The organism is Myxococcales bacterium (assembly GCA_012513515.1).
Lineage (GTDB): Bacteria > UBA10199 > UBA10199 > 2-02-FULL-44-16 > JAAZCA01 > JAAZCA01.
Window position 1 is genome coordinate 39196 of record JAAZCA010000005.1, and the last position, 25304, is coordinate 64499.

Sequence of the window (25304 nt, forward strand, 5' to 3'; positions counted from 1 at the left end):
ATCTATCCCTGATCCAACATCCCCTCCATCGGGCGGATGGTCATTACTTTTTTCGCAATATCTATATTGCGGATCACTTCGGAGATCGCCGGCACCATGATCTCACTTCCGCGCTTCGCGCCATCGGGAAGAATTTCGTATACATCATTTTCGCCCGCTGTAAATATCCGCACTATTTCTCCTACCTCGATTCCTTCTTCGGTTACGACTTTCATCCCAAGAATCTGATAGCTGTAGTATTCACCTTTTCCGAGCTGAGGAAGCCTTTCTTCCTCTATGAATATCAGGCTGCCGTTCAGCGTTTTCGCCGAATTTCTGTCTGAAATCCCGTCGAAGCGCACGATGGAAAAAGAGCCCTGGGTGCGAAGACCCACGACAGCGAACTTTTCAAATTCGGATTTGCCATCCCTTGACAACAAAAGATGCTCGCCCTTTGAGACCGGGCAGCTTCCGCTAGCCCAGATGACCTGACACTCGCCCTTAAGAGCGACCGCCCTGCCCACCCGTCCGCATTCGACGAGGCCGGTTGATTTATTGGATTTGCTGCACACGGAAACTATTCCAGAATCTCTAACACCGAAGGCTTGCGTATCTTGGTAGATGCAGCGGAAAGGATCGTGCGAAGAGCCCTTGCAGTCCTGCCCTGCTTGCCAATGACTTTCCCAAGATCCTCTTTGGCGACCTTGAGTTCAATTATGTTAGTCTGCTCCCCATCCACCTCGGTAACCTCGACCGAATCTGGTTTATCGACAAGAGCCTTGGCGATCATCTCAATAAGCTTGCTGATCGATTCCTCGGACATACGACTTCCTCCTTGAGGGAATCTCAAATATTTTAGATGTTCTTGATCAGCTTGGAAACCGTCTCGGTGGGCTTTGCACCCTTGCTCAGCCAATAAGCTATGCGTTCCTTATCAGCCACGACACGCTTCTCCTTGCTGCTCACATCATAGGTGCCAACAAGTTCGACAAAGGAGCTGTCCCTCGGTTGACGCTCGTCGGAAACCACTATGTGGTAAAAAGGAGCATTTTTCTTTCCACGCCTTGCCAGCCTGATCTTCACAGACATACTTCCTCCAGAATCTTTTTAATTAACTCGGGTAAAGGGCGAGAGCTGTTATCAAGAAAAGGCTTGTGTAGTCAAGCCTTTAAAGAGTTTTTTCATACCGCCCTTGGAAAACTTCCTCATCATCTCGGAATATAGCTCGAACTCCTTTATAAATCGGTTCAGATCAGTGACTGAAACCCCTGATCCTAAAGCGATTCTTTTACGCCTAGAGCCGTTTAAAAGTTTGGGGTTCGAACGCTCCGACTTCGTCATGGAGGATATCATCGCCTCCTTGCGCCTCAGCTCTTTTTCAAGCGTAACCGGGTCAATTTTATCGGCAATAACCCCAAAACCGGGGATCATACCCATAAATTTCTCCAACGGACCCATTTTTTTCATCATTTTCAGCTGTTCTACGAAATCATCGAAGGTAACTCTGCCGCCGGAGAGCTTTTTGGCTATCTGCTCGGCCTCTCCCTGATCGACGTTCGCCTGCACCTGCTCAACCAGGCTCACGACATCACCCATACCGAGTATGCGCCCCGCCATGCGCTCCGGATAAAAGGGTTCCAGGTCCTCAATTCGCTCCCCGGTGCCAACATATAATATCGGCTTACCAGTCACGGCCTTGACCGAAAGCGCCGCCCCTCCCCTTGCATCTCCATCGAGTTTGGTGAGGACCACGCCAGTAATCTCGAGAAGCTCGTTGAACGCTTTGGCTGCTTTCACGGCATCCTGCCCGGTCATGGAATCGGCGACATAAAGGATCCTCTGAGCCTCGACCTTTTTGGAAATCTCGCTGACCTCATCCATCATCAGCTGATCGATGTGAAGCCTGCCAGCGGTATCTATTATCAAAGTATCGTACCCGAATCTCTCCGCATGTCTTCTCGCCTCTTTGGCGATCTTTACAGGCTTGGTCTTGGGATCGGCATCGATGAAATCCACACCGCATTTTTCCGCCATGATCTTAAGCTGTGAGATGGCGGCAGGCCTGTACACATCGACGGAAACAAGCAGAGGTCTTCTCCCGATCTTCTTGCAAAGGAGGGCGAACCTCGCAGCTGTTGTCGTCTTGCCGCTTCCTTGAAGACCGACCACCATCGTGACGAGAGGAGGAGAAGAGGCAAAATCGAATGGCTGATGCGCTTTCCCGAGCGCGATTACCAATTCGTCGTGAACAATTTTCGTGAACTGCTGGGCCGGCGTGATAGAGGAAAGGACCTTTTCACCCACGGCCTGCACGGAGACCTTTTCGACGAAATCCTTCACAACCGCGAAATGCACATCGGCGGAGAGAAGAGCCAGCTTGATTTCCCGCGCTGCAGCGAGCACGTCGGACTCTTTCAGCTTACCCTTGCCGGACATCGCATCGAAGGTTTTTGAAAAAGCTGTCTTGAGATTTTGGAACAATTCAACCCTCCAAACCTATCTCGGCATTGATAGCATCGGCAATTGCAGCGACCAGATCGCCTATCTGAGATTCGTTTTCACCTTCCACCATCACTCGCGCGATATTCTCAGTACCGGAATATCTGACCAGGAGACGGCCGTGTTTGCCAAGCGTTTCCTCTGTCTTTTTGATCTCCGCGGCGACGCCCTTCATCCCTTCGAAGGGAACTTTCTCCCTGACAGGAACGTTTATTATCTTTTGGGGAAAGGGTTTGAAACTTTCAGCGACCAGCTCCGAAAGCCTCTTTCCATTCTGACGCATGATCGAAAGAACGCGAAGCGCTGCCAGAATCCCGTCTCCCGAAGTAGTATGATGAAGGAATATCACGTGGCCGCTGTTCTCTCCTCCCAGATTGTATCCCCCGCTGCGCATCACCTCCATGATGTATCGGTCTCCGACATCCGTGCGCAGAAGCTTGATTCCTTTTCGGGCGAGCGATATTTCAAGCCCCATATTGCTCATCGTCGTGCCGACGACGGTATCCTTTGCAAGCGAACCCTTCGAATGAAGATGGAAGGCACATATGGCAATAAGAGCGTCTCCATCGACGAGGGCGCCGTTTTCGTCGCACATGATTACCCTGTCGGCATCGCCGTCCAAAGCTATCCCAACATCAGCCCCCTGCTCACGCACTATCCTGCACATCTTCGCCGGATGGAGGGCTCCGCAATCCACATTTATATTGAGCCCGTTCGGCTGATTGAATATCGCATGGACGCGCGCGCCAAGCTCGGAGAAAATGGTAGGAGCCACCTTGTAACCGGCGCCATTGGCGCAATCCAAAACTATGTTGAAACCATCGAGCGTCAGCTGCGTAGGAAAGGTACCCTTGATGTACTGTATGTAACGTCCGCCTGCGTCGTCTATCCTGTACGCCTTCCCCATCTCGAGGGGAGGAACTCTCAACCTGTCGAGATCTCCGCTAAATATCATGCGCTCCATGTTGAACTCGGTCTCGTCGGGAAGCTTGAAACCCTGGTTGTCAAAAAACTTGATGCCGTTGTATTCCACAGGATTGTGCGAGGCGGAAACCATAACCCCGGCTCTCGCGCGCATGCTGTGAGCTATAAATGCTATTCCCGGAGTGGGAAGCGGCCCCACGAGCATGGCATCCACTCCCATCGAGCAGATTCCGGCAACCAACGCCGACTCGAAAACGTAACCTGAGAGCCTGGTGTCTTTTCCTATGACTATCCTCTTGAGCCCTGCGGCATTGCAAAAATGATTCGCTATCGCCTGCCCAAGTTTCACAGCAGTGCAGGAGTCCATGGGATAGCTGTTTGCTATGCCGCGAACCCCGTCGGTGCCAAAAAGTTTTCTTCCGTTGTGATACATATCGCCCCTCTGCCAAACGCTATTCCGATTCGGTGAGCTTCGCCACGACACGGTCGATCACCCAACTGGGAGTCGAAGCCCCCGCTGTTATTCCTATCGTCGTGGCATCTTTGAAATCGTCCATTGAAATCTCATCATCGGTTTCGATGAAAAATGTAGCAGCGCCGCACTCCCTCGATATTTCCGCAAGCCTGTTTGTGTTGGAGCTGTTTCTCCCCCCAACCACCACCATCGCATCGACGCGCCTCGCCAAATCCCTTACCTCCTCCTGCCTCATTCCAGTGGAACGGCATATAGTATCGAAGACGAGGCACTCGGGAAATCTCGACTTTATAAGGGCTACAAGCTGCTCGAATTTTTCTCTCTGCTGCGTGCTCTGCGAGACGACGCAGACCTTCCCAAGGTCGGGAGGAAGGGCCTCCACTTCGGCAGCGGTGTTCACGCAAGCTCCACGGTCCTCCGCAAAACCGAGCAGTGCCTTTACCTCAGGGTGCTCCTTATGGCCGATGATTATGATAAAATAGCCTTTTCTCAGATGGCCTCGAACCGTCCCTTGGATGCGCCCCACGTCCGGACATGTCGCATCGCAAATTACAGCTCCGCACTTCTCCAGCCGTTTTCTTTCTTCAGGCGGAACCCCATGGGTTCGTATCACGACAGTACCGGAGAGCTCGACAGGTATTTCATCTATAACGCAGATCCCCTGTTGCTCCAGCATTTCAACAGCCTGTGGATTGTGTATCAGCGGACCATAGGTATGGACGGGATGATTTTCCGGATGATTCTTGGCGACATCGAGGACCTTGTCGAAAGCCCTTCTGACTCCCCAGCAAAACCCGGCTGAAGTAGCGACTATGATGGTCTTTTTAGTCATTTTCATTTTCTCTATCGGCCTTTTTCGGAAGGGAAGAGGTCTTGGCTATATTATCAAGTATGCCGTTGACAAAGGCGCCGCTTTCGGAAGTTCCAAAACGCTTCGCTATTTCCACGGCCTCGTTGATAGAGACTTTGATCGGGATGTCCACCCTGAACAAAAGTTCATACACTGAAACCCGAAGCACGCTCTTGTCTACGGCTGCCATCCTCGATATTTTCCAGTTCGTAGAATTGTCCGAAATGGAGGAGTCTATCTTCTCGATATTGGAAACGACTCCGTCAAAAAGAACGTTGGCAAATTCCACAACCTCGGATGAAAACTCGTTGCCCCTCCAAAAGTTGTTCCTGACCATGCGAGCATCTTCTCCGCCAACGTCGAGTTGGTAGAGCATCTGAACCACGCATTCCCTGGCTTTTCTTCTAATTCCCATCGTCAGCCTATATTTCTCAGGACGTTGGCCATCTCTATAGCAGCCAACGCGGCTTCGGAACCCTTGTTGCCCTGCTTCGTGCCGGCCCTCTCTATCGCCTGTTCGAGGTTGTCGGCCGTGATAACTCCAAAGCTGATAGGAATTCCGCTGGAAAGCATCGTCTGCGCTAGACCGCGGGCAGACTGATTGGCCACGTGCTCGAAATGAGGAGTCGAACCCCTGATTATCGCACCCAGGCAAATGACGGCGTCGTATTTTCCACTTTCAGCCAGCTTCTTCGCCGCAAGCGATATCTCCATGGCACCGGGGACTTTGACGAGAACCGCATTCTCCAAATCTCCACCGCTTCTGGATATCACATCCATCGCCCCATCGACGAGCCTGGAGGTTATGAAATCGTTAAATCTGCTCACCACGACCGCCATCCTCAAACCCTTCGACGACAGGCCCCCTTCAATTATCTTCGGCATATCATATCCTCCCAAAGCATCCGCTTCAAACCTTCTCCAACAGATGCCCCATTTTTTCACGCTTTGTTTTCAGATAGAACTCGTTGTACTCCCCTGGTTCAATCTCTATCGAAACCCTTTCGACTATCTCTATGCCATATCCAGAAAGCCCTACCACTTTCTTGGGATTGTTAGTCATCAAACGCAGCTTGCGGATTCCCAGATCGACCAAAATCTGCGCGCCAATGCCATAATCGCGAAGGTCGGCTTTAAATCCCAATTTTTCGTTAGCCTCGACCGTATCAAAACCCTGGTCCTGAAGAGCGTATGCGTTGATCTTGTTGTGAATCCCTATTCCACGCCCCTCCTGGCGAATGTAAAGCAGCGCGCCCCGCCCTTCAGCCGAAATCATCTCCAGGGATTTTTTCAACTGCGCACCGCAGTCGCATCTGCTCGAACCAAAAACATCGCCGGTCAAGCACTCCGAATGAACTCTGACCAAGACTGGCTCACCGCTGGAAAGATCCCCCTTAACGAGGGCGATGTGCGCATGCGAATCTATGTCGTTGGTATAGGAAAAAATCTTAAAACCCTCATCGCAAAAGATGGGGAGCTTCGCACCAGAGCTGCGGTGAACCAGGGATTCTTTCCTCATCCTGTATCGAACGATATCCTCTATGCTCACTATGGAAAGGGAGTGCTTCTTCGCAAATTTTTCAAGATCGGGCATGCGCGCCATCGAACCGTCATCGTTCATGATCTCGCAGATTACTCCCGCGCTCTTCATTCCGGCGAGCCTGGCAAGATCAACGGAGCCCTCGGTCTGTCCAGTCCTAACCAAAACTCCGCCTTTTTTGGCGCACAGAGGAAAGATGTGACCCGGCCTGACCAGATCCTCAGGCTTCGCACCGTCGGCGATCGCGGCGAGAATTGTCGTGGCGCGATCGGCGGCTGAGATGCCGGTGGTAGTGCCGTGCTTCGCATCTATCGAAACGGTAAATCCGGTATGAAAGGCGGAGGTGTTTTTGCCGACCATCATCGGAAGATCGAGTTTTTTCGCGTCTTCATCGGTGATGGTCAGACAGACAAGCCCGCGTCCAAATTTAACCATGAAGTTGACAGCCTCGGGAGTAATCATCTCCGCAGCCATTGCGAGGTCGCCCTCATTTTCGCGGTCCTCGTCATCGACGAGTATCACCATCCGCCCCGCCCTGAAATCGGCGAGAGCCCTCTCCACCGCTGCGATGCTGCCAGCGTGCTCTTTGAAATCTATAACGGCCATGATTAGAATCCGTGTTTCTTGAGAAATTCCTCTGTAATCTTCGACCTCTCCGAATACTGCTCGCTGTCGAGAAAGCCAAGTTTCTCAACATACTTGCCGATTATGTCAACTTCTAAGTTGACCTCATCTCCGATGCGCATCGAGTGAAATGTCGAGTTTAGCTTGGTGTGTGATATCACCACCACGCTGAAGGAGTTCCCTCCGCATCTCGATATAGTCAGGCTTACCCCATCCACCGCGATCGAACCCTTTTCGACCATGTACCTGGAAAGGTTGTGCGGAATTTCTATGCTGAACTCCTGAAACCCTGTTTTAGTAATAATATCAATAACTTTTCCAACACCATCGACGTGTCCCTGCACCAGGTGGCCGCCAAAACGCCCCCCCGCCTGCATCGCCCGCTCGAGGTTTACACGCATCCCAGGCTTTAGCTTGCCCAGTGTGGACCTCGAAATCGTCTCAGGTGAGACATCTGCCCAAAAACATTTTCCGAGCCGGGAAGTGATCGTCAGACAGCAGCCATTGACTGAAATGGAATCGCCGACATTGCATCTTTCGATGTCAAATTCGGATGCTATTTCGAGGAGGAGCACATCATCTCTTTTTCTGGCGGAGCGAACCTCGCCAACTCCCTCAATTATTCCGGTGAACACCGCCGCCCCCTCTCACGACCGAACCCTCGATGACAAAGTTGTCTCCAAATCGCTGTATCGAAACGCCGGAGAGTTTCACAACTTTATCAATGCTCGGTATCGCAATACCGGGGAGAAAATCCTTCCCTCCTCCCCCGATGAAAACAGGAGCCATGCAGACCACCATATGGTCCACCAGCTTGCGTTTTATGAAATCGGAAAAAAGTTCTCCACCACCCTCGAGAAGTATGGAAGTAATTCCAAGTTCCCCTAGCTTCTGAAGCATGTGGGGCAGAAAAACGCGCCCCGAACCTGTGGCACGACACCTCATCACAGTGAAGCCATTTTTCTCTATCCAGCGAACTCTTGATGCAGGGGCCTTCGCAGTTGTGGCGAAGATGCAGCTCTGCTTCGGACGGCGAAAAAGCCTCGCGCTGCGAGGTATGTTTAGAGCGCTGTCTACTACTACAGCCACCGGCATGAGGCCGTGCCAATTCTTCAGCCTGACGTTCAGGCGAGGGTCATCCTTGCGGACGGTCCCTCCCCCTACCATCACCGCATCGACCGTACCGCGAATTCTATGCACATAGTTTCTACATTCTTTGTTGGTGATCCACTTCGATTCTCCGGTAGCGACGGCAATCTTTCCATCAAGAGAGAGCGCGGTCTTAGCCGTAACGTGGGGAACGCCGCTGATCATAAAGCGATTGTAACGATCATTCAATTTAACGCAGCTTTCTTCCAGTATGCCGACCGATACATCGATCCCTTTATCCTGCAGTGCCCTGATCCCCTTGCCATTTACGAGAGGATTCACATCCCTGGTTCCGATGAAGACACGCTTGATTCCCGCCGTAGCTATCGCATCGACACAGGGGGGCGTTTCCCCGTGATGGACACAGGGCTCCAGAGTGACATACATATCCGCCCCTCTCGCTTTCGACCCCGCATCCTCTAGGGCATTCACCTCCGCATGAGGCGTGCCCGCCTTTTTGTGGTATCCCTCCCCGACTATCTTTCCGCCCTTGACTATGACCGCTCCCACCATCGGATTTGGTGAAGTTCTTCCAAGCCCCTCGAGGGCCAGAGCCAGGGCCCATCTCATGTAGGATTCCCTTTTGCTCGACATCTCATTTCTCCCTATTGAGAAGCTCGTTGAGCTCTGACATGAACTCGTTTATATCCTTGAATGATCTGTAGACAGAAGCGAAGCGCACGTAGGCAACTTCATCCAACTTGTGCAGTGCAGCCATAACACGGGCGCCTATGACGGAACTCGGCACCTCTGAATCCCCCTGCTCCTGAACCCACCGCTCGATATCGTCGGCCACCGAGTTGATAGTCTCCATAGAGATCGGGCGTTTCTCGCAGGCCTTTTTAACTCCACCGACTATCTTCATGCGATCGAACGCCTCCCGACGACCGTCTTTTTTAACGACGGCGGGTAAAGGCTCCTCGACCCTTTCATAAGTCGTGAAGCGCTTGCCGCAGACCTCGCACTCGCGCCTTCTGCGGATGATGGCTCCATCCTTGGAAACCCTCGAGTCGATGACCTTGCTTTCAACAGTTGGACAAAATGGGCATCTCATCTTTTACCTGTAGAGCGGAAAAGCGTCACAAAGTTCCCGCACCTGGGATTTTATAGATGTCCGCAAGCTCTCGCTGGAAAGATCGGAAATAACATCCGCGATCCAGTTTCCGACGATATTCATCTCAGACTCTTTCATGCCGCGCGTTGTCATCGCAGGAGTCCCTATTCTGATGCCGGAAGTAATAAAGGGAGATCGAGTTTCCCTCGGGATCGTATTCTTGTTTACGGTTATGCCCGCATCTCCAAGCGCAGCCTCGACCTCTTTGCCGGTTACATCCTGGGCGGTCAAATCCAACAGCAGCAGATGGGTATCGGTGCCGCCGGAAACTATTCTGATTCCTCTCTTGGAGAGGGCTTCTGCCAGCGCCCTGGCATTCGCCACCACCTGTTTGCAATAGGTCGTGTAGGCGGGCTGCAGGTCCTCTAGAAATGCCACCGCTTTGGCAGCAATAACGTGCATCAGCGGACCTCCCTGCAGGCCGGGAAAGATCGATTTGTCGACGGCCTTGGCGAATTCCTCCTTGCACATAACCATTCCACCGCGCGGACCGCGTAGGGTCTTGTGGGTGGTCGTAGTTACAAAGTGACAATGTGGAATCGGACTTGTGTGAAGGCCCGTTGCAACGAGCCCGGCGGGATGGGCTATGTCGGCCATCAGGTATGCGCCGACCTCGTCAGCTATCTCACGAAATTTCGAAAAATCTATATCGCGTGAATAAGCCGATGCGCCGCAAACTATCAGCTTGGGCTTGTTCTTGTGTGCAAGTTTTCTGACTTCATCGAAGTCGATCAGTTCTGTTTCAAGATTAACGCCGTACGGAATCACCTTAAAATAAGTTCCGGATATGCTGACGGGGGATCCGTGCGTAAGATGCCCTCCGTGTGAAAGATTCATTCCAAGAAGAGTGTCCCCCGGCTTGAGTATCGAATAATAGACGCAGAGATTTGCCTGGCTGCCTGAGTGGGGTTGAACGTTGACGTGATCGCAGCCAAAAAGTTTTTTCGCGCGATCCCTTGCGAGATTTTCTGCTACGTCGACAAACTCGCAACCCCCGTAATACCGCTTCCCCGGATACCCCTCGGCATATTTGTTCGTCATCACTGAACCGAGCGCGTTCAAGACATTCTTAGAAACGAAATTCTCCGAAGCTATAAGCTCGAGCTTGTGTTCCTGCCTGCCGAGCTCGTCGGATATGGCCCTGGCAATTTCCGGATCAAAGTTTTTTAGGTTTTCCGAAATCACGGTTCCCTCCTTTTTGAAATGTGTCAGACGCAAAGCGAATCAGATTGCGCTTGGCTATCATAGGGTTTCAAAAAGGGCAAGGATAGTAAGGAAGGTAAAAAGCGGTTATTACAGCTCTATTTTGGCTATCCGAGGTTCGTGGCGCCCGCCTTCAAACTGGGTCATCAGAAAAACGTCAGTCAACAGAACCGCCATATCGAAGGCGGTTATCCTAGCGCCTATGCAGGCCACATTGGCATCGTTGTGACGCCTGGCGAGTTCCGCATCGACCTGGTCGCGCAGAACCGCCGCCCTGACTCCGCGATAGCGATTGGCCGCCATGCACATGCCTATGCCGGAGCCGCAGACCAAAAGCCCTCTATCGCATTCCCCGCGGGAAACCAGACCTGATACCTCTTTGGCGTAATCAGGATAATCGGATTTTTCGGCGCTGCGCGGGCCACAATCGATGACAGTTTCGCAGCGCGCCTGCAAATGCTTCTTCAGATGTTCCTTGAGTTCAAAACCTGCGTGGTCTGAGCCTATGGCGATCTTGAATTGCATCAGTTGTTCCTCTTTGAGATCAGGTCAATGGCATCTTGCACGGAGGAAAGATTCTCGGCGATTTCATCGTCGATATCCAATTCAAACTCCTCCTCGAACGCCATGACTATCTCCATGAAATCGAGATGGTCGGCGCCAAGGTCATCTATAAAGGATGACTGCAAGGAGATGTCCTCCTCGGAAAGGCCGAGTTGGTCAGCGATGATCTCCCTGACTTTCCCCGCTACTTGTTCAAGAGGCAGGTTCATGTTTGTGGACTATATCTCCTGACCGACGATTTCGCGGCCCTTGTAAAAACCGCAATGGATGCACACCCTGTGAGGAAGCTTGGACTGCCTGCACTGGGGACATATCGAAAGGTTCGTCGGTTTTCTCTTTGAGTTGGCCGCACGGCGCATATTTCTTCTGCTCTTCGATTTTTTTCTCTCTGGGACTGCCACAGCATTCTCCTTTCAAAAACGTTTCAAAAATAGCGCCCCAATTACATTAATAAAGGGCGCATGTCCAGCATCTAATGAAAATCTCAGCGTTTTTGCCCACCTACCAGCTTTAACCCCTTGAGGGGCGCCCAGCGAGGGTCGACCTCCTTCTCCGCACAGGAACACTTCCCGTCGTTCAGATTCTGACCGCATCGCTGACAGAGCCCGGCGCAATCCTTTTTACACAGGTGCTTCATGGGGATCTGAAGTATCACCTGTTCCCTAATGATATCGGATAGATCGATATAGTCTCCCTCGTAGAAGCCGAACTCCAGCTCCTCGCTGGAGAGCTCCACTTCGCCGTTTTCCTCCCTGCCGAATTCGTCGTCATCGGTGGAGGAGGGAATAAGCAAAACGCTTATCTCCACCCCCTGCCTGCTGTCATACTCGCAGAGGCATCTGTCGCAATCACGGCGGGTGGAATACTCGACATTTCCCTTTATATCGACATTGTCGCCGATCCTCTCGAGTAAAATTTCCGCACTGGCGGCTGCGCCACGAAGATGGGCCTCTCCGACTGCATCGGAAAGAAGATCATCAAGCCAGCGATCCTGCTCTGTAGCGGAGATCTTAAGGCCATCTTGCGGTATGTCGTCTAAAAATATTTCCATATATGAACCTGTATATAGACCTGTTTATTCATCTGCAATTGCGCTAAAATCAACGCACAGCGCCCAAACAGAGCTTAAAACATTTTTCTATTTTTTTATCGGCCGGTTCTTCTCGTCCACGAAGATCTTCCTGGGCTGAAAATTTCTGACCTCAGACTCATCGTAATCCCCATAGCCGCCGATGATTATCTTATCGCCCCGATTTATCAAAAGCGCGGCAGCCCCGTTTATGGATATCGTTCCAGAGGCGGGAGCCCCTTCGATAACATAGGTCACCAAACGTGCGCCGTTTGTCACATCCCATACATGGACCTGCTCATACTCGAACAGATCCGCGGCATCCATAAGGACCCTGTCTATGGTTATGGAACCTTCATAATCCGCAGAGGCATCGGTAACGGTAGCCCTGTGAATCTTTGATTTCAGCATTCTCCTGCGCATAGCGCGGGAACCTATACCGAAGGCTTAATACATGTCAACCGATGGATTATCTTATGAAATCTCTGAAAAGCTAGCTGCAACAAATAACTTCGACCATGGACAAGTGACCATCGACCAAAACCATCGATCGCAGCTGGTCAATGGTCCATTGTCGCTGATCTTTGATCAGCATTTTGTAAGACTGGATTATATTCGAAAATATCGTTATTAAGATTAAAATTACGATGAAGATTAAGATTACGATGAAGATTAAGATTCGGGGATGACAATCACGCCGTCATTCTCGCATGATTTAAGCGGGAATCCCGTTCCAACCGTTCACCAGTCACAAGTCACGGTCGTTGCGGGGATGACAAGCGCATAGCTTTTAGAGGCGCCCTGAATTTGCTGATTTTTCAAAGGTTACTTATAAGTTAAAGAACTTTATCCGGATGCCAGTTTTATATTGAAAGTTGGGAGAATACCTCTTGCAGAAGACCTTTTACAAAGCTAGATCACTGAGTACTATGAATACCGCTGATGAAAAAATAGTGATCTTCGGCTTCGGTGCACAGGGGCGAGTCCAAGCCCAGAACCTCCAAGAAAGCGGCCTCGATGTGACAGTCTCCCTCAGGCCCGAAAGCCCCCGTATAGAGGAGGTGCGCAAGCTTAAACTCACCTGTCGCACCGATCTAAAAAAAGCGGCCTCCGAAGCATCCATATGCGCCATCATGCTTCCGGATAGCCAGCAGGCTGAATTTTATTCCCAAATCCTTCAGGAGAATCTAAGGCCTGGCGCCGCGATCCTTTTCGCGCACGGTCTAGCGGTACACTACGGCATGATCGCGCCAAGAAATGATATCGACGTTATCCTGGTGGCCCCCCTCGCTCATGGAATCGCTGTGAGAGAGGAGTTTCTAGCTGGATCCGGAGTCCCCTGCGCGGTAGCGGTGGCACAGGATTTCACTGGAAGGGCCTTCGATCGTGCGCTCTTTTATGGAAAGGGAATAAGCAAAGATGGGCCCTTCATAAAGTCCACCTTTCGCGAGGAGGTGGAGACCGATCTTTTCGCCGAACAGGTAATACTCTGCGGAGGGCTGCCCGAGCTCATCCGCGCCTCATTCGAAACCCTCGTCTCAAACGGCTACAATCCAGAAATAGCATACCAAAGCTCCTTACGAGAGCTCCATCCGATACTCTCCCTCATGGAAAAACATGGCATAGAGGGGATGAGGAGAAGGATAAGCGACACGGCAAGGTTCGGAGCGGTCACGAGGGGAAAGAGGATCGTCGATTCAAAGACCAGGGTTGAAATGAATAATCTGCTATCGGAAATAAAATCTGGAAAATTCATCGAAGAGCTCAAGAAAGAGACGGCCTCGGGATTTTCGCAGACAGAAAGTTTGCTGGCAGATGACGCCTCCAGCGAATTCGAAAAGGTGCACCGTAAATTTGTAGAGGGAAAATTGAGATGAAAAGAGAGCCGGCGGTAGCAGGGTCTTTCTATCCCGGAACTTTCAGCGCGCTGACAAAAACCCTGAAGCGACTGATTCACCCGGTTGAAAATCCAAAGAAGGTCATATGTGCAATCGCGCCGCACGCGGGTTACGTCTATTCCGGAGAGGTCGCAGGAAGGATCTTTTCAGAGATATCCGTTCCGGAAAAGTGCATAGTACTTTCTCCCAATCACCGCGGCTACGGAGCCCGCGCCGCGATAATGGCGAAGGGAAGCTGGGCAATTCCTACAGGTGAAATCCCCGTGGATGAGGATATATCTTCCTCGCTTCTGCGAGAATCCACGGGGCTACGCGATGACATGAGCGCACATCTGCAGGAACATTCTCTGGAAGTTCAGCTCCCCTTTCTTCTTGCGCGGCAGCCAAAACTCAGAATAGCCCCGATAACGATTTCACTGCTTGGGGCGGCGGGGTGCGCCGAGCTTGCATCTGCCATCGCCAGAGTGGTTTCGAAATGCGACGAGGATATATTGATAGTCTGCAGCACAGACATGAATCACTTCGATGCTCAAGCGGAAACGATGGAGAAGGACAGGATGGCCATAGAAAAAGTCTTGGATCTTGATGCATCAGGGCTTGTTGAAATCTGCTCCAGCAGATCCATAACCATGTGCGGCGTTATCCCTACCGCAGTGGCAATCATGGCATCCCTTGAACTCGGGGCAAAAAAAGCGACTCTGGTCGAACACAAGACCTCCGGCGATGTTACGGGGGATTACACCTCGGTAGTCGGATACGCCGGATTCACAATAGAATAGGATGACCATTTTGCCTTGACGCAGCCCGCTGCTTTCCATACTTAATCTCCCCATGAAACCACGCGTACGATTTGCACCGTCACCAACCGGCTCTCTCCATATCGGAGGGGCCAGAACCGCTCTCTTCAACTGGCTCTTCGCCAGACACCACGGGGGCACATTCATACTCCGTATAGAAGACACGGACCTCGAGCGTTCCACGAAGGAATTCGAGAAATCGATCCTCGATGGAATGAAGTGGCTCGGGATGGACTGGGATGAAGGCCCGTTCTACCAGACGGAGAGGATGAATCTCTACAAGACGCATGTTCAAAAACTCCTCGATGATGGGAAGGCCTACAGATGCACATGCACCCCTGAAGAGCTGGAAGCAAAGCGTCAGCAGGCCCTAGCCGAAGGCCGCAAACCCAAGTATGACGGGAAATGCAGGAACAGCGACTCGAATCCGGATCTACCGGCAGCGATAAGGTTCAAGGCCCCTCAGGATGGCGCCACTGAATTTCACGACATCTGCAGAGGAACGATAAGGTTTGAAAACATAGAGCTCGACGATCTCATCATCGCCAGGAGCGACGGCAGTCCGACTTACAACTTCACAGTCGTAGTCGATGATGTGACGATGAAGATAAGTCACGTCATACGCGGCGACGACCACATCAACAACACGCCGCGACAGGTTCTGCTGTACAAAGCATTGGGTTTCGAAGTACCGGAATTCGCCCATCTTCCCATGATACACGGACCTGATAAAAAGAAACTCTCTAAAAGGCATGGCGCCGCGTCGGTTATCGAATATAAGGAGATGGGCTATCTTCCACACGCGCTGGTCAATTATCTGGCCAGGCTAGGATGGTCTCACGGAGACCAGGAAATTTTCACCATCGAGGAGCTGATCAGGAACTTCGATCTGGATTCCGTTGGGAATTCGCCCTCGGTATTCGATATGGAAAAACTCGGCTGGGTGAACAGAGAGCATATGAACAAGCTCTCCAATAATGAGCTTGCCGACCAAGTCGTTCCATTTTTGGAAGGAATCGGCTTAAAAATAGACGACCGCTCGTACGCCAGCGCAGCGATTGCGACAGAGAGAGAAAGAGGCAGAACTTTAAAGGAACTCGCGGATATCTCCGCATTCTATTTTCGCGATGAAATAGTCATCGATGAAAAAGCCGGCTCGAAGTGGCTTGGAGAGGCGGGCAAGTCGTTGTTAGCTGAAATCCTCATTCAATTGGAAAAGCTCGATCAATTCACAATCAATTCGATAAAAAATGTCATCGACTCAATCGCTGCTCAAAAAGCTCTCAAGATGCTAGACGTGGCCCAGCCGATAAGGGTCGCGTTGACCGGCACCACCGTCAGCCCGGGCATATACGAAGTGCTAAGTATTTTAGGAAAAGAGCGAGTCGTGAAGAGGATCAGGGCCGCGATCGGATAGATCCACAGTTCAGTAGACTTTTATTTTGATTACCCGATCCCCTTCCGAAGTGCGGCTCCTGTCAAAGCCGACGCGTTTCCCCACGACGAGATATTTCTTATCCCCTTTCGGGCCCACCAGTGCTGCCTCGTCGAGATTGAAATAGAGGTCCACTCCCTTCGCATCCTTTATGACACCGTACCCCTGTCGCGGATAAAAGCTCGATACACTACCCTTGGGGAAAAGATCGTTTTCCTCAACAAACTGCAACTCAGTTTCCCTCTCGATAGCGAACGGAACTGGAAGCCAGTTCGGATCCCTCACATCAAATTTCGGGGCGTCATTTTTCATATATCATCTTACAAACTTGTTACCCTTGCGCTTCGTAACGGCTGCTGCCTTCTTCACCCTAGCCTCGTCCTGCTTTTCAGGATTGATTATGGGTTCCAGGTAGAAATCTTCCCTGAGGCGTTCAACCTCTCTGATCCTCATCTGCGCGGGGTCCGTTCCATGAACTCGTATTATCGTCGGTCTTATGAAAACCATGAGTTCTGTGTTCTCGGTCTCCTTATCCTTTGACTTGAAAAGATTGCCCAGCACTGGAATCTTATGCAGATAGGGCACCCTCCTCCTAGTCAGCGTATCGTGATATCGCGAAAGCCCACCTATGACCGTGGTCTCTCCGTCCTTAACAAGGACCGTTGTGGTTGCGGTGTTATCGACGATTATCGGGACGCCCTGAATCGACCTTCTAAAATCCGGCGTCGATGTGATGGCCTCGATGTTCAACTTCACATAATCATCCACCGTAATCTGTGGCGTAACGGTGAGTTCGACGCCGGTTTTGATCTCGTCAAGCCCGCTCGTTCCAGTCGACGTACCCCCGCCTCCGGAAGTGCCTATGTTGACCGTACCGCTCCCCTGAACTAGCAGAGTTGCACCGCTGCGGATATTGGCGGCCTGACCGTTGGAAGTGACAACCGACGGATCAGAGATAACATAGATGTCGCCCCTTTGCTCGGCGGCTAGTATCTGAATGTCCAGTTGCGTCTTCTTGAAAAGCGAGCCTATCATGAGCCCGCTCGTAGGATTCGCTACAGGCAGATCGACATTCAGATTTCGCTGCGAATCAGCCTGACCTACCGATTCCACTCCTCCAAATCGGAATGCCGAGCCATCCCCTCCCCTGGAAGCGCCCCACTGAATGCCCAGCTGTTGGCCGAAGCTTCTGGTAGCTTCCAAAATCTTCGATTCGATGAGGACTTGGGCATCGCGTATATCGACATCCCCGATGAACCTTCGAATGTTGTCGAAGTTGGAGATCAGCTCCTTGATAATCAGTGAGTTGGTCCTAGCATCGGCTACCACGGAGCCGCGCGAAGAAAGCAATTTCTGAACCTTTTCCAGCATATCCGGGGCAGGCGCATAGCGGAGCCTGAAAGTTTCAGTTTTTAGATCCTCGCCGGATTCCTTGAACTGGTCATCTTTGCCGATCCTCACGACCTTGCCCTCGACTGCATATTCGAGGTTGTTGGCACGGATTACTGCATTTAGCGCGTCTGCTATTCTGATGTTCCTGAAACTGACATTGACAACTCCTTCTATGCCTTCAGGAATGATAATGTTGATGTCGGCAACCCAGGAGAGAAACTGAATAACCTCACGCAGCGACGCCTGACGAAAAGAGACATCGTATCTCTGATTATTTGTAATTCCGAAAAAGTTCTCAGTAGAAACCCTGCTTATACTACCCGTGTCAACTTCCGGCATGGCTGCGTGCGCAGGCAAGAGTCCCAAAATCCCCATCAGGGCAACTGAGAGAACAACAGTAAAAATGTGTCTTCTCATTTTATATCCCCCCACCTATACTCAGGATAAATACATCATCAACCCTTCTCAGCCTCACCTTCTCCCTTTCAATGAGATCGACTCTATAACCGGCTATCCTATCGCCAGGTTTCACCAGATATCCGCTTATCAGGGCGTATGCGTCCTCATCATCGCGATAGACTATCCCGCTTAACTGAAGTTCCTCGATAGAGAGATCCTCCGCTGAAGATGTTCCGCTTGAGAACGGATCGACATTGGTTTGGGCCGATCCTTCCGATACGCTGCTGCTGAACTCTTCCCACTGAAAATCGGAAAGCGACTGGGAAAAGGCAACCCCTCCAATTGCCAATACTGCCAAGAAGAGCGCGATGGAAAGATACATTTTATTTATCTTCATTAAGATCTCCATAAGGCTATACTTTCGGAATAAGCAGCACGGTATCCAGAGTGACCTTTAGAACCGTCTCCTTTTCCCCTTCCGAACGCATCGCAAAAGATTTGACGAGTAGCGGACGCCCGAGGCTTTCTATGGTTCTCAAGTAGTCCCTGATAGCCGTATATTTCCCTTCCATTTCGACAGTGATAGGAACAGAGCTGAAATTTTTCTCGTCTTTTCTTGCCCCTATTTCAACCTTGATGATCTTGGCTTTGCCGGCAATTTTTCTATTCGCGATCATATCGGCGGTGGAGTTGAGTTCTTCCGTGAAGTCCACGACCTTTCTCTCGAGGATTTTTTTCACATACGGATCCGTGTTGCTCGGCACCTCGGGTTCGGCAGTTATCGTTTCCAACTGGCTTCTGGTCGCATCGATCAACTTTCTGGTCGCATCTATCTGCTGCATCTGCCCGGCGAGATCATACTTCATCGCTCTGTTCTTAGCTGAAGTCGGCTGCCACATGGTTTCCAGAAAGATGACCAAAATCACAACGAGTGCAGCAAGGAATATTATTTTCTCCCTGAGGTTCGGCTCATCGTTCAAATTTATTTTTTTTGCTAGCATGGTTCAGTAATCCACCCTGGTTGGATAAGTGTCTATTTCATATCTTATGTTTCCGCTCCCGTCCGGAGAGAGATTCGAACTTATCAGCGATGTCCCAGTGAACATCTCATGGGACTCCAGCTGAAGTATCATCGATCTGAGGCTGCTCTGCGTCTTGGCATGGCCGTTGATCCTGAGCATATTGTTGCCATCGGCGTCCTTTACGACGTTTACAGAGTCCAGCCAAACCTTAGGAGGAAGGCTCCTGGTGAGAGCATTTAAAACTGCTGACCATCTCGGTCTATTCTGAACCATAGAAGAAAGATCCTCCTTGGCCGAAATTCCTATGTTTCTTCGGCTAACCTTCTGAATCCTGGAGAGGTTCTCTTCCTTTTCGGCCTCTATCAACATCGCCTTCTCCTTCGCACTGGCGAGGGAGCGGCCCAAGTAGTAGTATCTGGCAAACTGAAGCCCGTGCATCAAAAGCAAAAAAACGCACCATCCTCCCAAAGCGATGAGCATCGTCTTGTAGGTAAAACCCTTCCGGCTCTGAGCCAAAAAATTCATCCGGTGCAATGTGTCTATATCAGCCATTTTCCCTCACGGCAAAGCCAAGCCAACAGCAGCTACATAGGATGGGGCCTCATCCAAGATAGAGCCCTGTAGAATATCCGGCGGACAGAGGGCTACAAATGGATTGCAGGCCTTGGCCTTATGCCCAAGCGTCCTCTCGATATGCCTTACAAGCCCCGGGTAGCGCACGCCGATGTCGCAAACATGTATAAGATCAACCTGTTCAACATCGTACTGGATACAAAATGCATCAATGGATCTCTGAATCTCTATTACGAAGTTGCTGTAGAAATGAGTCATCGATGCCATGAACCTCGAATTGAAATCCCCCTCGGCGACCTTGGCCCATTCTTCTGAAGAGGAATCGGACGGAGACTGTTTAATCCAAAGCGCCAACATCTCCTCGATCTTAGTCTCCGGAACTCCGACGTCGCGGACGAGGTTCTTCTTCAAGGTGCCCTGACACATATTTGGAAGCGGGCGCGAAAAAAGAAGCTCGCTCCCCTTCATCACAGTGAAAATTGATATGCTTTCACCATACACGACACAGACATGATATTTGTCGTCATTCAAAACACCGTTGAGGGTGAAGGCTGCAAGGATGGCTGTAGCAGCCGGTTCGAGCGACACGAGCTTCAACCCGAGCGCTTTTACCCTCTCAGCATAGTTCGCTATGGCTTTTCGGGAAACACCAAATGCCATGACCGCAATCTTCCCCTCTTCAGGAATTTCCTGTAGCGGGCTGAAGCCGACGACATATTCCTCTATCGGCACCTCTATGTTTTCTCTGAAATTCCATCTGATGGCCTCCCTGACGTCGCCGTCGGGCATCTTCGGGAATACCATCCTCCGGATTTTAAGGCTGGGATCCTCGACGTTGACGGCCACCTTCTGCAAGCCGCCGCCGACCCTCGCCACAGCTCTGACGAAGTCTCTCTGTTGCTCGATGGTTGGCTGCGCGAGATTGAAGGCCACCCTCTCAAAGGCCTCCAGTTTGAAAACTCCCTGGGGGCTCTTTGCCAGCCGGACGATGCGGGCCTCGCTCCCCTCGAGGTGAATCCCAAGCCTCTCAGGTTTTTTATGCAAGAGAGCCCGCGCCTTCTTCACAATATCTTTGTAGTTCAATTTTTTCACTATTCGAGATCCATCAGCCGACTGCGTACGGAATCAATTACATTTCCTGGGAAATTCCCGCCTACGCTCAAAAACCTTTTGTAGTATTCCGCGGCCTTAGCCTTGTCGCCACGCACATCGTATAGGAACGCCAAGTTAAAGTTTGCCTCAGGATACGCGGGGGAAACTTTCAAGGCCTTTGTAAAATAATCGATTGCAGAGGTGTTGTTACCCAACTGCATATCAAGAACTGCAACATTGTTGAGTGCCTCCATGTAGTCGGCTTTGAGTTCTATCGCTTGCATATAATATTCCCTGGCCTTTTCATCGTTGCCGCGTTTCTTCTCGACCATGCCCAGGTTATTCCAAATCTCCGGGTCGCCTTTCTGCAGATTCAGCGCAGCTGAAAGATTGCTCCAAGCCGCGTTGTAGTCACCGTTCCTGTATGATTCGATCGACCTTTTCTTGAGAAGAGCGACATCGGATTCCTGAGGCTGTTGAGCTTCGGTAGTCGGCTGCCTCGGCGCAACTGCAGCAACATCGCCGGGTTTCGGTTTAAGGCGCAGATAGGCGAATATCCCAACCGAGATGGCAAGCAGAATGGCTAGAACTACCGTCCTCTTAGAAAAGCGGTTCTTCGATAATTCGGCGGCCCCCTCGATACTCGAAACGCCGGAACCGATAGAATCCTTCTGGGCTTCCTGCGCCTTCTTCAACGCTTCATGAATCAGAGACATCTGCTCCCCCAAAATTAAGCGGACATTACAAGTCTTTTGATCATCGCCCACGGCGAGACGCGCTCCCTGCCCCGCCAGTCGATGAGAGCCGTCTTCACATCATCCCTTGCAACTATGTACTGTCCCTTCACATATGCCGACATCAGCGCCTTGTCGCAAACTATGTTGATTAGGCGCGGATACCCCTTCGTCTCTTTGTGGATCAGCTTGTACGACGCCGGCTCAAAGAAGAGCTTTCCTCCTCCGCCGGCGATGGAGATCCTGTGATTTATATAACGCATCATCTCGGTCTGCGTCAGCGCCGTAAGATGAAACCTCGTTGTGATTCTCTGATCGAGCTGTCTAAGCTCGTGCGTCTTCAGTTTTTTGAGAAGTTCAGGCTGACCGACTAAAAGTATCTGCAGAAGTTTCGTCGAAGCAGTCTCGAGGTTGGTCAGCATTCTGATCATCTCAAGCGCCTCAATGGAAAGATTTTGCGCTTCGTCGATGACGACGAGGGCATTTCTCCCCTCTGCATGCATCTTCAGTAGAAAGTTGTTAAGCCCTTCGATCTGTTTCTGAGGCGAGTTGTAGCGGATATTGAGGCCGAAGTCCTTCGTGATCGACTTCAAAAGCTCTTCCACAGAAAGAAGCGGATTTATCAAAAGCGCCGTGGCCATGGATGGATCCAGGCGCGCCATCAAAACACGGGACATCAAGGTCTTTCCGGTACCGACCTCCCCGGTCAACATGGAAAAACCGTTGCGGTTGTTTATGCCGTAGATGATCGTATCAAGAGCCTGCTCGTACTGTTTGCCCATGAAAAGATATTGGATATCCGGGGTTATCGAAAAGGGCTTATCGGATAAACCAAAGAAATTCAAATACATAGACCCTCCCTTTGACAGCGGCAGTCTATACTTTTTTCATCCTTTTTGCAAAGAAAATTGTAATGAATTCAGGGGATTACCTACAGATCTGCACAGCTACTACGGGCAATAGGTCGGGGCGGTCAGGCTGGTTCCGTCGAACATGGTAAATGTATGCGTAAAACAGCCGTTATTTGGGGGATTGTTGAACTGATAGCGGTCCACCGTCGCGGTTGACCCCCCCCCGATATAGACATCGGTGACATCCGCATCGACGTCATTGTTCGTGGTCTGATTCCAGATAGTAACCCCGTTTACCACTATGCCTGTGAGTCGGCGCTGCCCCGGAAGACCGGTCCATTTGGTCCTTATTCTGTCGATAACGATTCCGGCCGGACAGGTATTTACCCAGCTCTGCCCTATGAGACCTTTGTCGCTGACCCTCATTCCAGAGGTATGTACCGAAAGGCAGGATGCCATATCCTGCGCATAGAAATTCACCGGAACGGTGAGTTCGCTGTTGTCCCTCATGATGTAGGTCACCGAAAAGTTTCTTCCCACTATGCTGTCATTAAAGGTTATGTAGTTCTGTGGGAAACTCTGACCTGGAGAGAATAGAAGTGGGTTGAAAAAATTTGCCAGAGTCCCGCTGGGAGCGATTCCGAACCATCTCCAAGCTCCATTTATAAAAATATTGCTCATCGTTATGATAGGTGCCGCCGGAAGCCAGGAAAGGCGCATCGCCTTTATCCCTATGGAGGTCGGTGGAGAACAGGCGTTAGTGAGCGTTCCTCCTATAATGCGGGTATTATTTGTGAAACCAGGATATGCCGCCGAGAGATCCGCCTCGAGGCATGCAGCCTCGTTATCGGCGTGAAACTGGTAGAATACATTTTTCGAAGAACCATCGCTCATCGTGTACAGGACGTTGAAATTTTGCGTCGGCAGCTCGGTGCTGAACCGTATTCTGGTCTGAGGAACAGAGGAACAGGAATTTATCGTGTAATCCGTTATGTCGATTGGCGTGCCGGGGGGTGCGCCAGGGGAATAATTCTGATAAACACTTGTGCCGCCAAGTGCAATTATAACTGTATTATCTCCGCTGAGCGGAGTCCAGCTCACAGTCATAGAGGCGATCGTTATGCTATTGGAGCAGGTGTTTTTGAGAACAGCACCGACTATTTCATAGGGCCACCAAATCGTGTTCATCGCAGCCCCTGAGATATCAACCTGCAGGCAGTCCGACATATTGCCGCCGGAGATTGGACCCTGAATCGAAAAACTCGGATTGGAACTCCCGAACATAGCGCTGACATCCGCGGTGCTGGTCAGTTTACCCGTGGCATCGTCGTATGCTACCGTAAAACGACCGGAACCAAGATAACGCACGTCGCCATCCGGATTTATTCCGTCATCGAGCCTCTTTAAGGCGTACTCCATCCCCGCATGAACAAGATCAAATGACTGTTCGGAGACGAGGTCATTGGTCCTTGCAATGGATCCTGTTGCAACCATGTGGGTGACGACCCCTCCCATCAGAGACAGGATGGCTATGATGATAAAGACCGCCACGATAGCGACGCCGGAGTTTGACCCTAATTTCGAAAATTTAATTTTTGGAAAATGAGACATAATATCTGTTCCTCAGGTATATGCCGCTGGAAGTCTCAACCACTCCGTGCGCAGATGAACTGACTTTGACAGAAATCCCTATCCTGTAAACCTTAGTAGGATTCGATGTTGAAACGCCGCCAGAGGTATAGTATGAGAATCCGCTGCCCGGCGCCAAATCCGAGGCAAGCTGTTTTCCATTTCTCAAAAGGTCCACACCTGAAATTTGGTAAGCGACCTGATTGCCGAGCGCATTTTTAAAAGTGATACTGCTGGATGATATCGAAGAGATATCAGCTGCCGGGTTGGCTATTCCCCTGAGTTCATTGCTCATGATATTTACAGCAAGCCTCGCCCCCTGCAGAGCTTCACGCCTCTCCGTAACAAGGCTGAACGAATCCATTCCAGAAATTAAAATTCTCCCCATTACGAGAGAGATCGCGGCTATGATGATCATAGTCAGCAATATCTCGACCAGCGTAAATCCTTTGCGCGATTTGATTTTCACAAAAAGCTCTCCAACTTCATGGACAAGGGGAAAATCCCCCGCCCCCTGAAACCTCAGATGGAACCATATCTGTCACAAGCGTTGTAAGGGTCACCGCCTCCCCCGCACTTCCTCCCCAGGATGTAGTGACCTGAACTTTTTTATAACCCGTGTCTATCACAGACTGGGACATATCAGACGGATTCACGTAATTTACATTTACCGAACGTGAAAACTGCCACGAACCGGAATTCACCGATGATGCACCCTGCGACACGACTGACGCATATCCAGATGATCCGCCATCGGCCTTGGCCTGCACGATCTCTTCCATTTTCTCCCTGGAGAGCTTTACCGCAACTACCGTTAGGTCGGCCTTTAAAGCCTCTTGCGTAAGGTTGCCGAATAAATATCCAAATCCGAAAAATGCTATGCCGACCACGACCATTATCAATACCGATTCCAGGAGAGAAAAACCTTTTGCGTTCCTAAAATTCATACGAGATCCTTTTTTCATTCTTTCATTTTCCCGTACCGGCAAGCGAGATAGCCGCATAATTTTTCTTCATGGAGAAGAGGTCGTGACAAATCCGGTCTCGGATCTCACCGTTATCACCTTCGTTACGCCTGACTGGGTGAGGACTATAGTAGAATCGGAAGCGATATCCGGAACTCCCACTGAATTAAAGGTTATGGTCGGAGGAGAGCCGACAAAAACGACGGGTGAAATGTCGATCAGCAAGCTGCCGGAACCCAGAGGATCTTTTGCGGGAGATCCTGGAATCCCTTCGAATATCTCATAATTCGCGGAGTCTATCGCGCGAAAACCGTAGGTGGAACCATGAGTCATGGCAAAATCCTGCGCCAATTGAATGTTGGACTGGAGCTTCCTGGCTATCGCATCGAGATCGGCGGCTGGAACATCGAAGGCTACTACGGCCGCTACCGCCATGATCCCCAAAAGAACCATGACCGCAACGAGCTCGACTATAGTAAAACCCCCGCACCCCTTGTGTTTGGATCCGAACTTCATAACCGCCCCCA

At 50.9% G+C, this 25304-nt stretch carries 33 protein-coding genes; 3 read left to right on the forward strand and 30 right to left on the reverse strand.

From position 1 onward, the window contains the following. Positions 1-2 precede the first annotated feature (2 nt). The 18 genes from rimM to GX659_01005 form a co-directional block, all read right to left on the reverse strand. Positions 3-551 carry a 16S rRNA processing protein RimM gene (gene rimM, locus GX659_00920; GenBank protein NLD27351.1) on the reverse strand — a complete coding sequence of 183 codons (549 nt, stop codon included), beginning with the start codon at positions 549-551 and terminating at the stop codon, positions 3-5. A gap of 5 nt (positions 552-556) precedes the next feature. Beyond that, positions 557-802: a KH domain-containing protein gene (locus GX659_00925; protein NLD27352.1), complete on the reverse strand. Its 246-nt coding sequence runs from the start codon at positions 800-802 to the stop codon at positions 557-559. 32 nt (positions 803-834) lie between these two features. Continuing rightward, positions 835-1068, reverse strand: coding sequence for a 30S ribosomal protein S16 (rpsP, locus tag GX659_00930; protein NLD27353.1), 234 nt, complete (start codon positions 1066-1068; stop codon positions 835-837). Positions 1069-1119: 51 nt separating this feature from the next. Then, a complete protein-coding gene (gene ffh / locus GX659_00935) occupies positions 1120-2415 on the reverse strand; it encodes a signal recognition particle protein (GenBank protein ID NLD27354.1) in 1296 nt (431 codons plus the stop codon). A gap of 46 nt (positions 2416-2461) precedes the next feature. Then, the gene (locus tag GX659_00940) at positions 2462-3835 is read right to left on the reverse strand and encodes a phosphoglucosamine mutase (protein ID NLD27355.1); all 1374 of its coding nucleotides are present in this window, start codon (positions 3833-3835) and stop codon (positions 2462-2464) included. 19 nt (positions 3836-3854) lie between these two features. Further along, positions 3855-4709 (reverse strand): 4-hydroxy-3-methylbut-2-enyl diphosphate reductase, encoded by an 855-nt coding sequence (gene ispH / locus GX659_00945; GenBank protein ID NLD27356.1) that lies wholly within the window; start codon positions 4707-4709, stop codon positions 3855-3857. Then, positions 4702-5142 (reverse strand): transcription antitermination factor NusB, encoded by a 441-nt coding sequence (nusB, locus tag GX659_00950; protein NLD27357.1) that lies wholly within the window; start codon positions 5140-5142, stop codon positions 4702-4704. Before nusB ends, ispH begins: the two co-directional genes overlap by 8 nt. 2 nt (positions 5143-5144) lie before the next feature. Continuing rightward, the gene (locus GX659_00955) at positions 5145-5612 is read right to left on the reverse strand and encodes a 6,7-dimethyl-8-ribityllumazine synthase (GenBank protein NLD27358.1); all 468 of its coding nucleotides are present in this window, start codon (positions 5610-5612) and stop codon (positions 5145-5147) included. 25 nt (positions 5613-5637) lie between these two features. Next, positions 5638-6873 (reverse strand): bifunctional 3,4-dihydroxy-2-butanone-4-phosphate synthase/GTP cyclohydrolase II, encoded by a 1236-nt coding sequence (locus tag GX659_00960; GenBank protein NLD27359.1) that lies wholly within the window; start codon positions 6871-6873, stop codon positions 5638-5640. Positions 6874-6875: 2 nt separating this feature from the next. After that, positions 6876-7526 (reverse strand): riboflavin synthase, encoded by a 651-nt coding sequence (locus tag GX659_00965; protein ID NLD27360.1) that lies wholly within the window; start codon positions 7524-7526, stop codon positions 6876-6878. Then, a complete protein-coding gene (gene ribD, locus GX659_00970; GenBank protein NLD27361.1) occupies positions 7507-8634 on the reverse strand; it encodes a bifunctional diaminohydroxyphosphoribosylaminopyrimidine deaminase/5-amino-6-(5-phosphoribosylamino)uracil reductase RibD in 1128 nt (375 codons plus the stop codon). The genes GX659_00965 and ribD overlap by 20 nt, the downstream gene beginning before the upstream one ends. A 1-nt stretch (position 8635) precedes the next feature. Continuing rightward, the gene (gene nrdR / locus GX659_00975) at positions 8636-9094 is read right to left on the reverse strand and encodes a transcriptional repressor NrdR (GenBank protein NLD27362.1); all 459 of its coding nucleotides are present in this window, start codon (positions 9092-9094) and stop codon (positions 8636-8638) included. A 3-nt stretch (positions 9095-9097) separates the two neighbouring features. After that, positions 9098-10366 carry a serine hydroxymethyltransferase gene (locus GX659_00980; protein ID NLD27363.1) on the reverse strand — a complete coding sequence of 423 codons (1269 nt, stop codon included), beginning with the start codon at positions 10364-10366 and terminating at the stop codon, positions 9098-9100. Positions 10367-10447: 81 nt separating this feature from the next. Beyond that, positions 10448-10882 (reverse strand): ribose 5-phosphate isomerase B, encoded by a 435-nt coding sequence (gene rpiB, locus GX659_00985; GenBank protein ID NLD27364.1) that lies wholly within the window; start codon positions 10880-10882, stop codon positions 10448-10450. Then, the gene (gene acpP / locus GX659_00990) at positions 10882-11130 is read right to left on the reverse strand and encodes an acyl carrier protein (GenBank protein NLD27365.1); all 249 of its coding nucleotides are present in this window, start codon (positions 11128-11130) and stop codon (positions 10882-10884) included. Before acpP ends, rpiB begins: the two co-directional genes overlap by 1 nt. A 9-nt stretch (positions 11131-11139) precedes the next feature. Further along, a complete protein-coding gene (gene rpmF / locus GX659_00995; protein NLD27366.1) occupies positions 11140-11322 on the reverse strand; it encodes a 50S ribosomal protein L32 in 183 nt (60 codons plus the stop codon). Between the two features lie 83 nt (positions 11323-11405). Beyond that, positions 11406-11972 (reverse strand): DUF177 domain-containing protein, encoded by a 567-nt coding sequence (locus GX659_01000; protein NLD27367.1) that lies wholly within the window; start codon positions 11970-11972, stop codon positions 11406-11408. A gap of 87 nt (positions 11973-12059) precedes the next feature. Further along, entirely contained in the window at positions 12060-12413 is a 354-nt protein-coding gene (locus GX659_01005; protein NLD27368.1) for an aspartate 1-decarboxylase, read from the reverse strand. A 506-nt stretch (positions 12414-12919) separates the two neighbouring features. Here GX659_01005 and ilvC point away from each other — a divergent pair. The 3 genes from ilvC to gltX are packed head-to-tail and all read left to right on the forward strand — an operon-like array spanning position 12920 to position 16102. Continuing rightward, entirely contained in the window at positions 12920-13867 is a 948-nt protein-coding gene (gene ilvC / locus GX659_01010; protein NLD27369.1) for a ketol-acid reductoisomerase, read from the forward strand. Further along, a complete protein-coding gene (amrB, locus tag GX659_01015; protein ID NLD27370.1) occupies positions 13864-14667 on the forward strand; it encodes an AmmeMemoRadiSam system protein B in 804 nt (267 codons plus the stop codon). Before ilvC ends, amrB begins: the two co-directional genes overlap by 4 nt. Before the next feature lie 52 nt (positions 14668-14719). Beyond that, positions 14720-16102, forward strand: coding sequence for a glutamate--tRNA ligase (gene gltX / locus GX659_01020; GenBank protein ID NLD27371.1), 1383 nt, complete (start codon positions 14720-14722; stop codon positions 16100-16102). Positions 16103-16111: 9 nt separating this feature from the next. On the opposite strand, the gene GX659_01025 is transcribed toward gltX, so the two are convergent. From GX659_01025 to GX659_01080, 12 genes are all read right to left on the reverse strand, one after another. Continuing rightward, the gene (locus tag GX659_01025) at positions 16112-16432 is read right to left on the reverse strand and encodes a hypothetical protein (GenBank protein ID NLD27372.1); all 321 of its coding nucleotides are present in this window, start codon (positions 16430-16432) and stop codon (positions 16112-16114) included. Positions 16433-16435: 3 nt separating this feature from the next. Then, positions 16436-17929, reverse strand: a complete 1494-nt coding sequence (locus GX659_01030) for a hypothetical protein (GenBank protein ID NLD27373.1) — start codon at positions 17927-17929, stop codon at positions 16436-16438. 1 nt (position 17930) lies between these two features. Further along, positions 17931-18308 carry a hypothetical protein gene (locus GX659_01035; protein ID NLD27374.1) on the reverse strand — a complete coding sequence of 126 codons (378 nt, stop codon included), beginning with the start codon at positions 18306-18308 and terminating at the stop codon, positions 17931-17933. Positions 18309-18324: 16 nt separating this feature from the next. Next, positions 18325-18912: a type 4a pilus biogenesis protein PilO gene (gene pilO, locus GX659_01040; protein NLD27375.1), complete on the reverse strand. Its 588-nt coding sequence runs from the start codon at positions 18910-18912 to the stop codon at positions 18325-18327. Positions 18913-18915: 3 nt separating this feature from the next. After that, positions 18916-19485 carry a hypothetical protein gene (locus GX659_01045; GenBank protein NLD27376.1) on the reverse strand — a complete coding sequence of 190 codons (570 nt, stop codon included), beginning with the start codon at positions 19483-19485 and terminating at the stop codon, positions 18916-18918. A 6-nt stretch (positions 19486-19491) separates the two neighbouring features. Beyond that, positions 19492-20598, reverse strand: coding sequence for a pilus assembly protein PilM (locus GX659_01050; GenBank protein NLD27377.1), 1107 nt, complete (start codon positions 20596-20598; stop codon positions 19492-19494). After that, a complete protein-coding gene (locus GX659_01055) occupies positions 20598-21314 on the reverse strand; it encodes a tetratricopeptide repeat protein (protein ID NLD27378.1) in 717 nt (238 codons plus the stop codon). The genes GX659_01050 and GX659_01055 overlap by 1 nt, the downstream gene beginning before the upstream one ends. A gap of 14 nt (positions 21315-21328) precedes the next feature. After that, positions 21329-22183 carry an AAA family ATPase gene (locus GX659_01060; GenBank protein ID NLD27379.1) on the reverse strand — a complete coding sequence of 285 codons (855 nt, stop codon included), beginning with the start codon at positions 22181-22183 and terminating at the stop codon, positions 21329-21331. A gap of 99 nt (positions 22184-22282) precedes the next feature. Further along, a complete protein-coding gene (locus tag GX659_01065; protein ID NLD27380.1) occupies positions 22283-23794 on the reverse strand; it encodes a hypothetical protein in 1512 nt (503 codons plus the stop codon). Then, positions 23772-24281, reverse strand: a complete 510-nt coding sequence (locus GX659_01070) for a type II secretion system protein (protein NLD27381.1) — start codon at positions 24279-24281, stop codon at positions 23772-23774. Before GX659_01070 ends, GX659_01065 begins: the two co-directional genes overlap by 23 nt. A 16-nt stretch (positions 24282-24297) precedes the next feature. Continuing rightward, complete coding sequence (locus GX659_01075) at positions 24298-24759, reverse strand: type II secretion system protein (protein ID NLD27382.1); 462 nt, start codon at positions 24757-24759, stop codon at positions 24298-24300. A 66-nt stretch (positions 24760-24825) separates the two neighbouring features. Next, positions 24826-25293, reverse strand: coding sequence for a prepilin-type N-terminal cleavage/methylation domain-containing protein (locus GX659_01080; protein NLD27383.1), 468 nt, complete (start codon positions 25291-25293; stop codon positions 24826-24828). Positions 25294-25304 lie beyond the last annotated feature (11 nt).

Excerpts from the sequence above, each read along its gene's own strand:
- GX659_01060 (NLD27379.1), bottom strand. The coding sequence starts at position 22,183 with ATGTATTTGAATTTCTTTGGTTTATCCGATAAGCCCTTTTCGATAACC.
- pilO (NLD27375.1), bottom strand. The coding sequence starts at position 18,912 with ATGCTAGCAAAAAAAATAAATTTGAACGATGAGCCGAACCTCAGGGAG.
- GX659_00940 (NLD27355.1), bottom strand. The coding sequence starts at position 3,835 with ATGTATCACAACGGAAGAAAACTTTTTGGCACCGACGGGGTTCGCGGC.
- amrB (NLD27370.1), top strand. The coding sequence starts at position 13,864 with ATGAAAAGAGAGCCGGCGGTAGCAGGGTCTTTCTATCCCGGAACTTTC.
- gltX (NLD27371.1), top strand. The coding sequence starts at position 14,720 with ATGAAACCACGCGTACGATTTGCACCGTCACCAACCGGCTCTCTCCAT.
- GX659_01030 (NLD27373.1), bottom strand. The coding sequence starts at position 17,929 with ATGAGAAGACACATTTTTACTGTTGTTCTCTCAGTTGCCCTGATGGGG.
- GX659_00960 (NLD27359.1), bottom strand. The coding sequence starts at position 6,873 with ATGGCCGTTATAGATTTCAAAGAGCACGCTGGCAGCATCGCAGCGGTG.
- GX659_01035 (NLD27374.1), bottom strand. The coding sequence starts at position 18,308 with ATGAAGATAAATAAAATGTATCTTTCCATCGCGCTCTTCTTGGCAGTA.
- acpP (NLD27365.1), bottom strand. The coding sequence starts at position 11,130 with ATGAACCTGCCTCTTGAACAAGTAGCGGGGAAAGTCAGGGAGATCATC.
- ribD (NLD27361.1), bottom strand. The coding sequence starts at position 8,634 with ATGTCGAGCAAAAGGGAATCCTACATGAGATGGGCCCTGGCTCTGGCC.
- nrdR (NLD27362.1), bottom strand. The coding sequence starts at position 9,094 with ATGAGATGCCCATTTTGTCCAACTGTTGAAAGCAAGGTCATCGACTCG.
- nusB (NLD27357.1), bottom strand. The coding sequence starts at position 5,142 with ATGGGAATTAGAAGAAAAGCCAGGGAATGCGTGGTTCAGATGCTCTAC.
- rpiB (NLD27364.1), bottom strand. The coding sequence starts at position 10,882 with ATGCAATTCAAGATCGCCATAGGCTCAGACCACGCAGGTTTTGAACTC.
- GX659_01025 (NLD27372.1), bottom strand. The coding sequence starts at position 16,432 with ATGAAAAATGACGCCCCGAAATTTGATGTGAGGGATCCGAACTGGCTT.
- GX659_01065 (NLD27380.1), bottom strand. The coding sequence starts at position 23,794 with ATGTCTCATTTTCCAAAAATTAAATTTTCGAAATTAGGGTCAAACTCC.
- ilvC (NLD27369.1), top strand. The coding sequence starts at position 12,920 with ATGAATACCGCTGATGAAAAAATAGTGATCTTCGGCTTCGGTGCACAG.
- GX659_00925 (NLD27352.1), bottom strand. The coding sequence starts at position 802 with ATGTCCGAGGAATCGATCAGCAAGCTTATTGAGATGATCGCCAAGGCT.
- GX659_01000 (NLD27367.1), bottom strand. The coding sequence starts at position 11,972 with ATGGAAATATTTTTAGACGACATACCGCAAGATGGCCTTAAGATCTCC.
- GX659_01075 (NLD27382.1), bottom strand. The coding sequence starts at position 24,759 with ATGAATTTTAGGAACGCAAAAGGTTTTTCTCTCCTGGAATCGGTATTG.
- GX659_01005 (NLD27368.1), bottom strand. The coding sequence starts at position 12,413 with ATGCGCAGGAGAATGCTGAAATCAAAGATTCACAGGGCTACCGTTACC.
- ispH (NLD27356.1), bottom strand. The coding sequence starts at position 4,709 with ATGACTAAAAAGACCATCATAGTCGCTACTTCAGCCGGGTTTTGCTGG.
- GX659_01080 (NLD27383.1), bottom strand. The coding sequence starts at position 25,293 with ATGAAGTTCGGATCCAAACACAAGGGGTGCGGGGGTTTTACTATAGTC.
- GX659_01055 (NLD27378.1), bottom strand. The coding sequence starts at position 21,314 with ATGTCTCTGATTCATGAAGCGTTGAAGAAGGCGCAGGAAGCCCAGAAG.
- ffh (NLD27354.1), bottom strand. The coding sequence starts at position 2,415 with ATGTCCGGCAAGGGTAAGCTGAAAGAGTCCGACGTGCTCGCTGCAGCG.
- GX659_01045 (NLD27376.1), bottom strand. The coding sequence starts at position 19,485 with ATGGCTGATATAGACACATTGCACCGGATGAATTTTTTGGCTCAGAGC.
- GX659_00955 (NLD27358.1), bottom strand. The coding sequence starts at position 5,612 with ATGCCGAAGATAATTGAAGGGGGCCTGTCGTCGAAGGGTTTGAGGATG.
- rpsP (NLD27353.1), bottom strand. The coding sequence starts at position 1,068 with ATGTCTGTGAAGATCAGGCTGGCAAGGCGTGGAAAGAAAAATGCTCCT.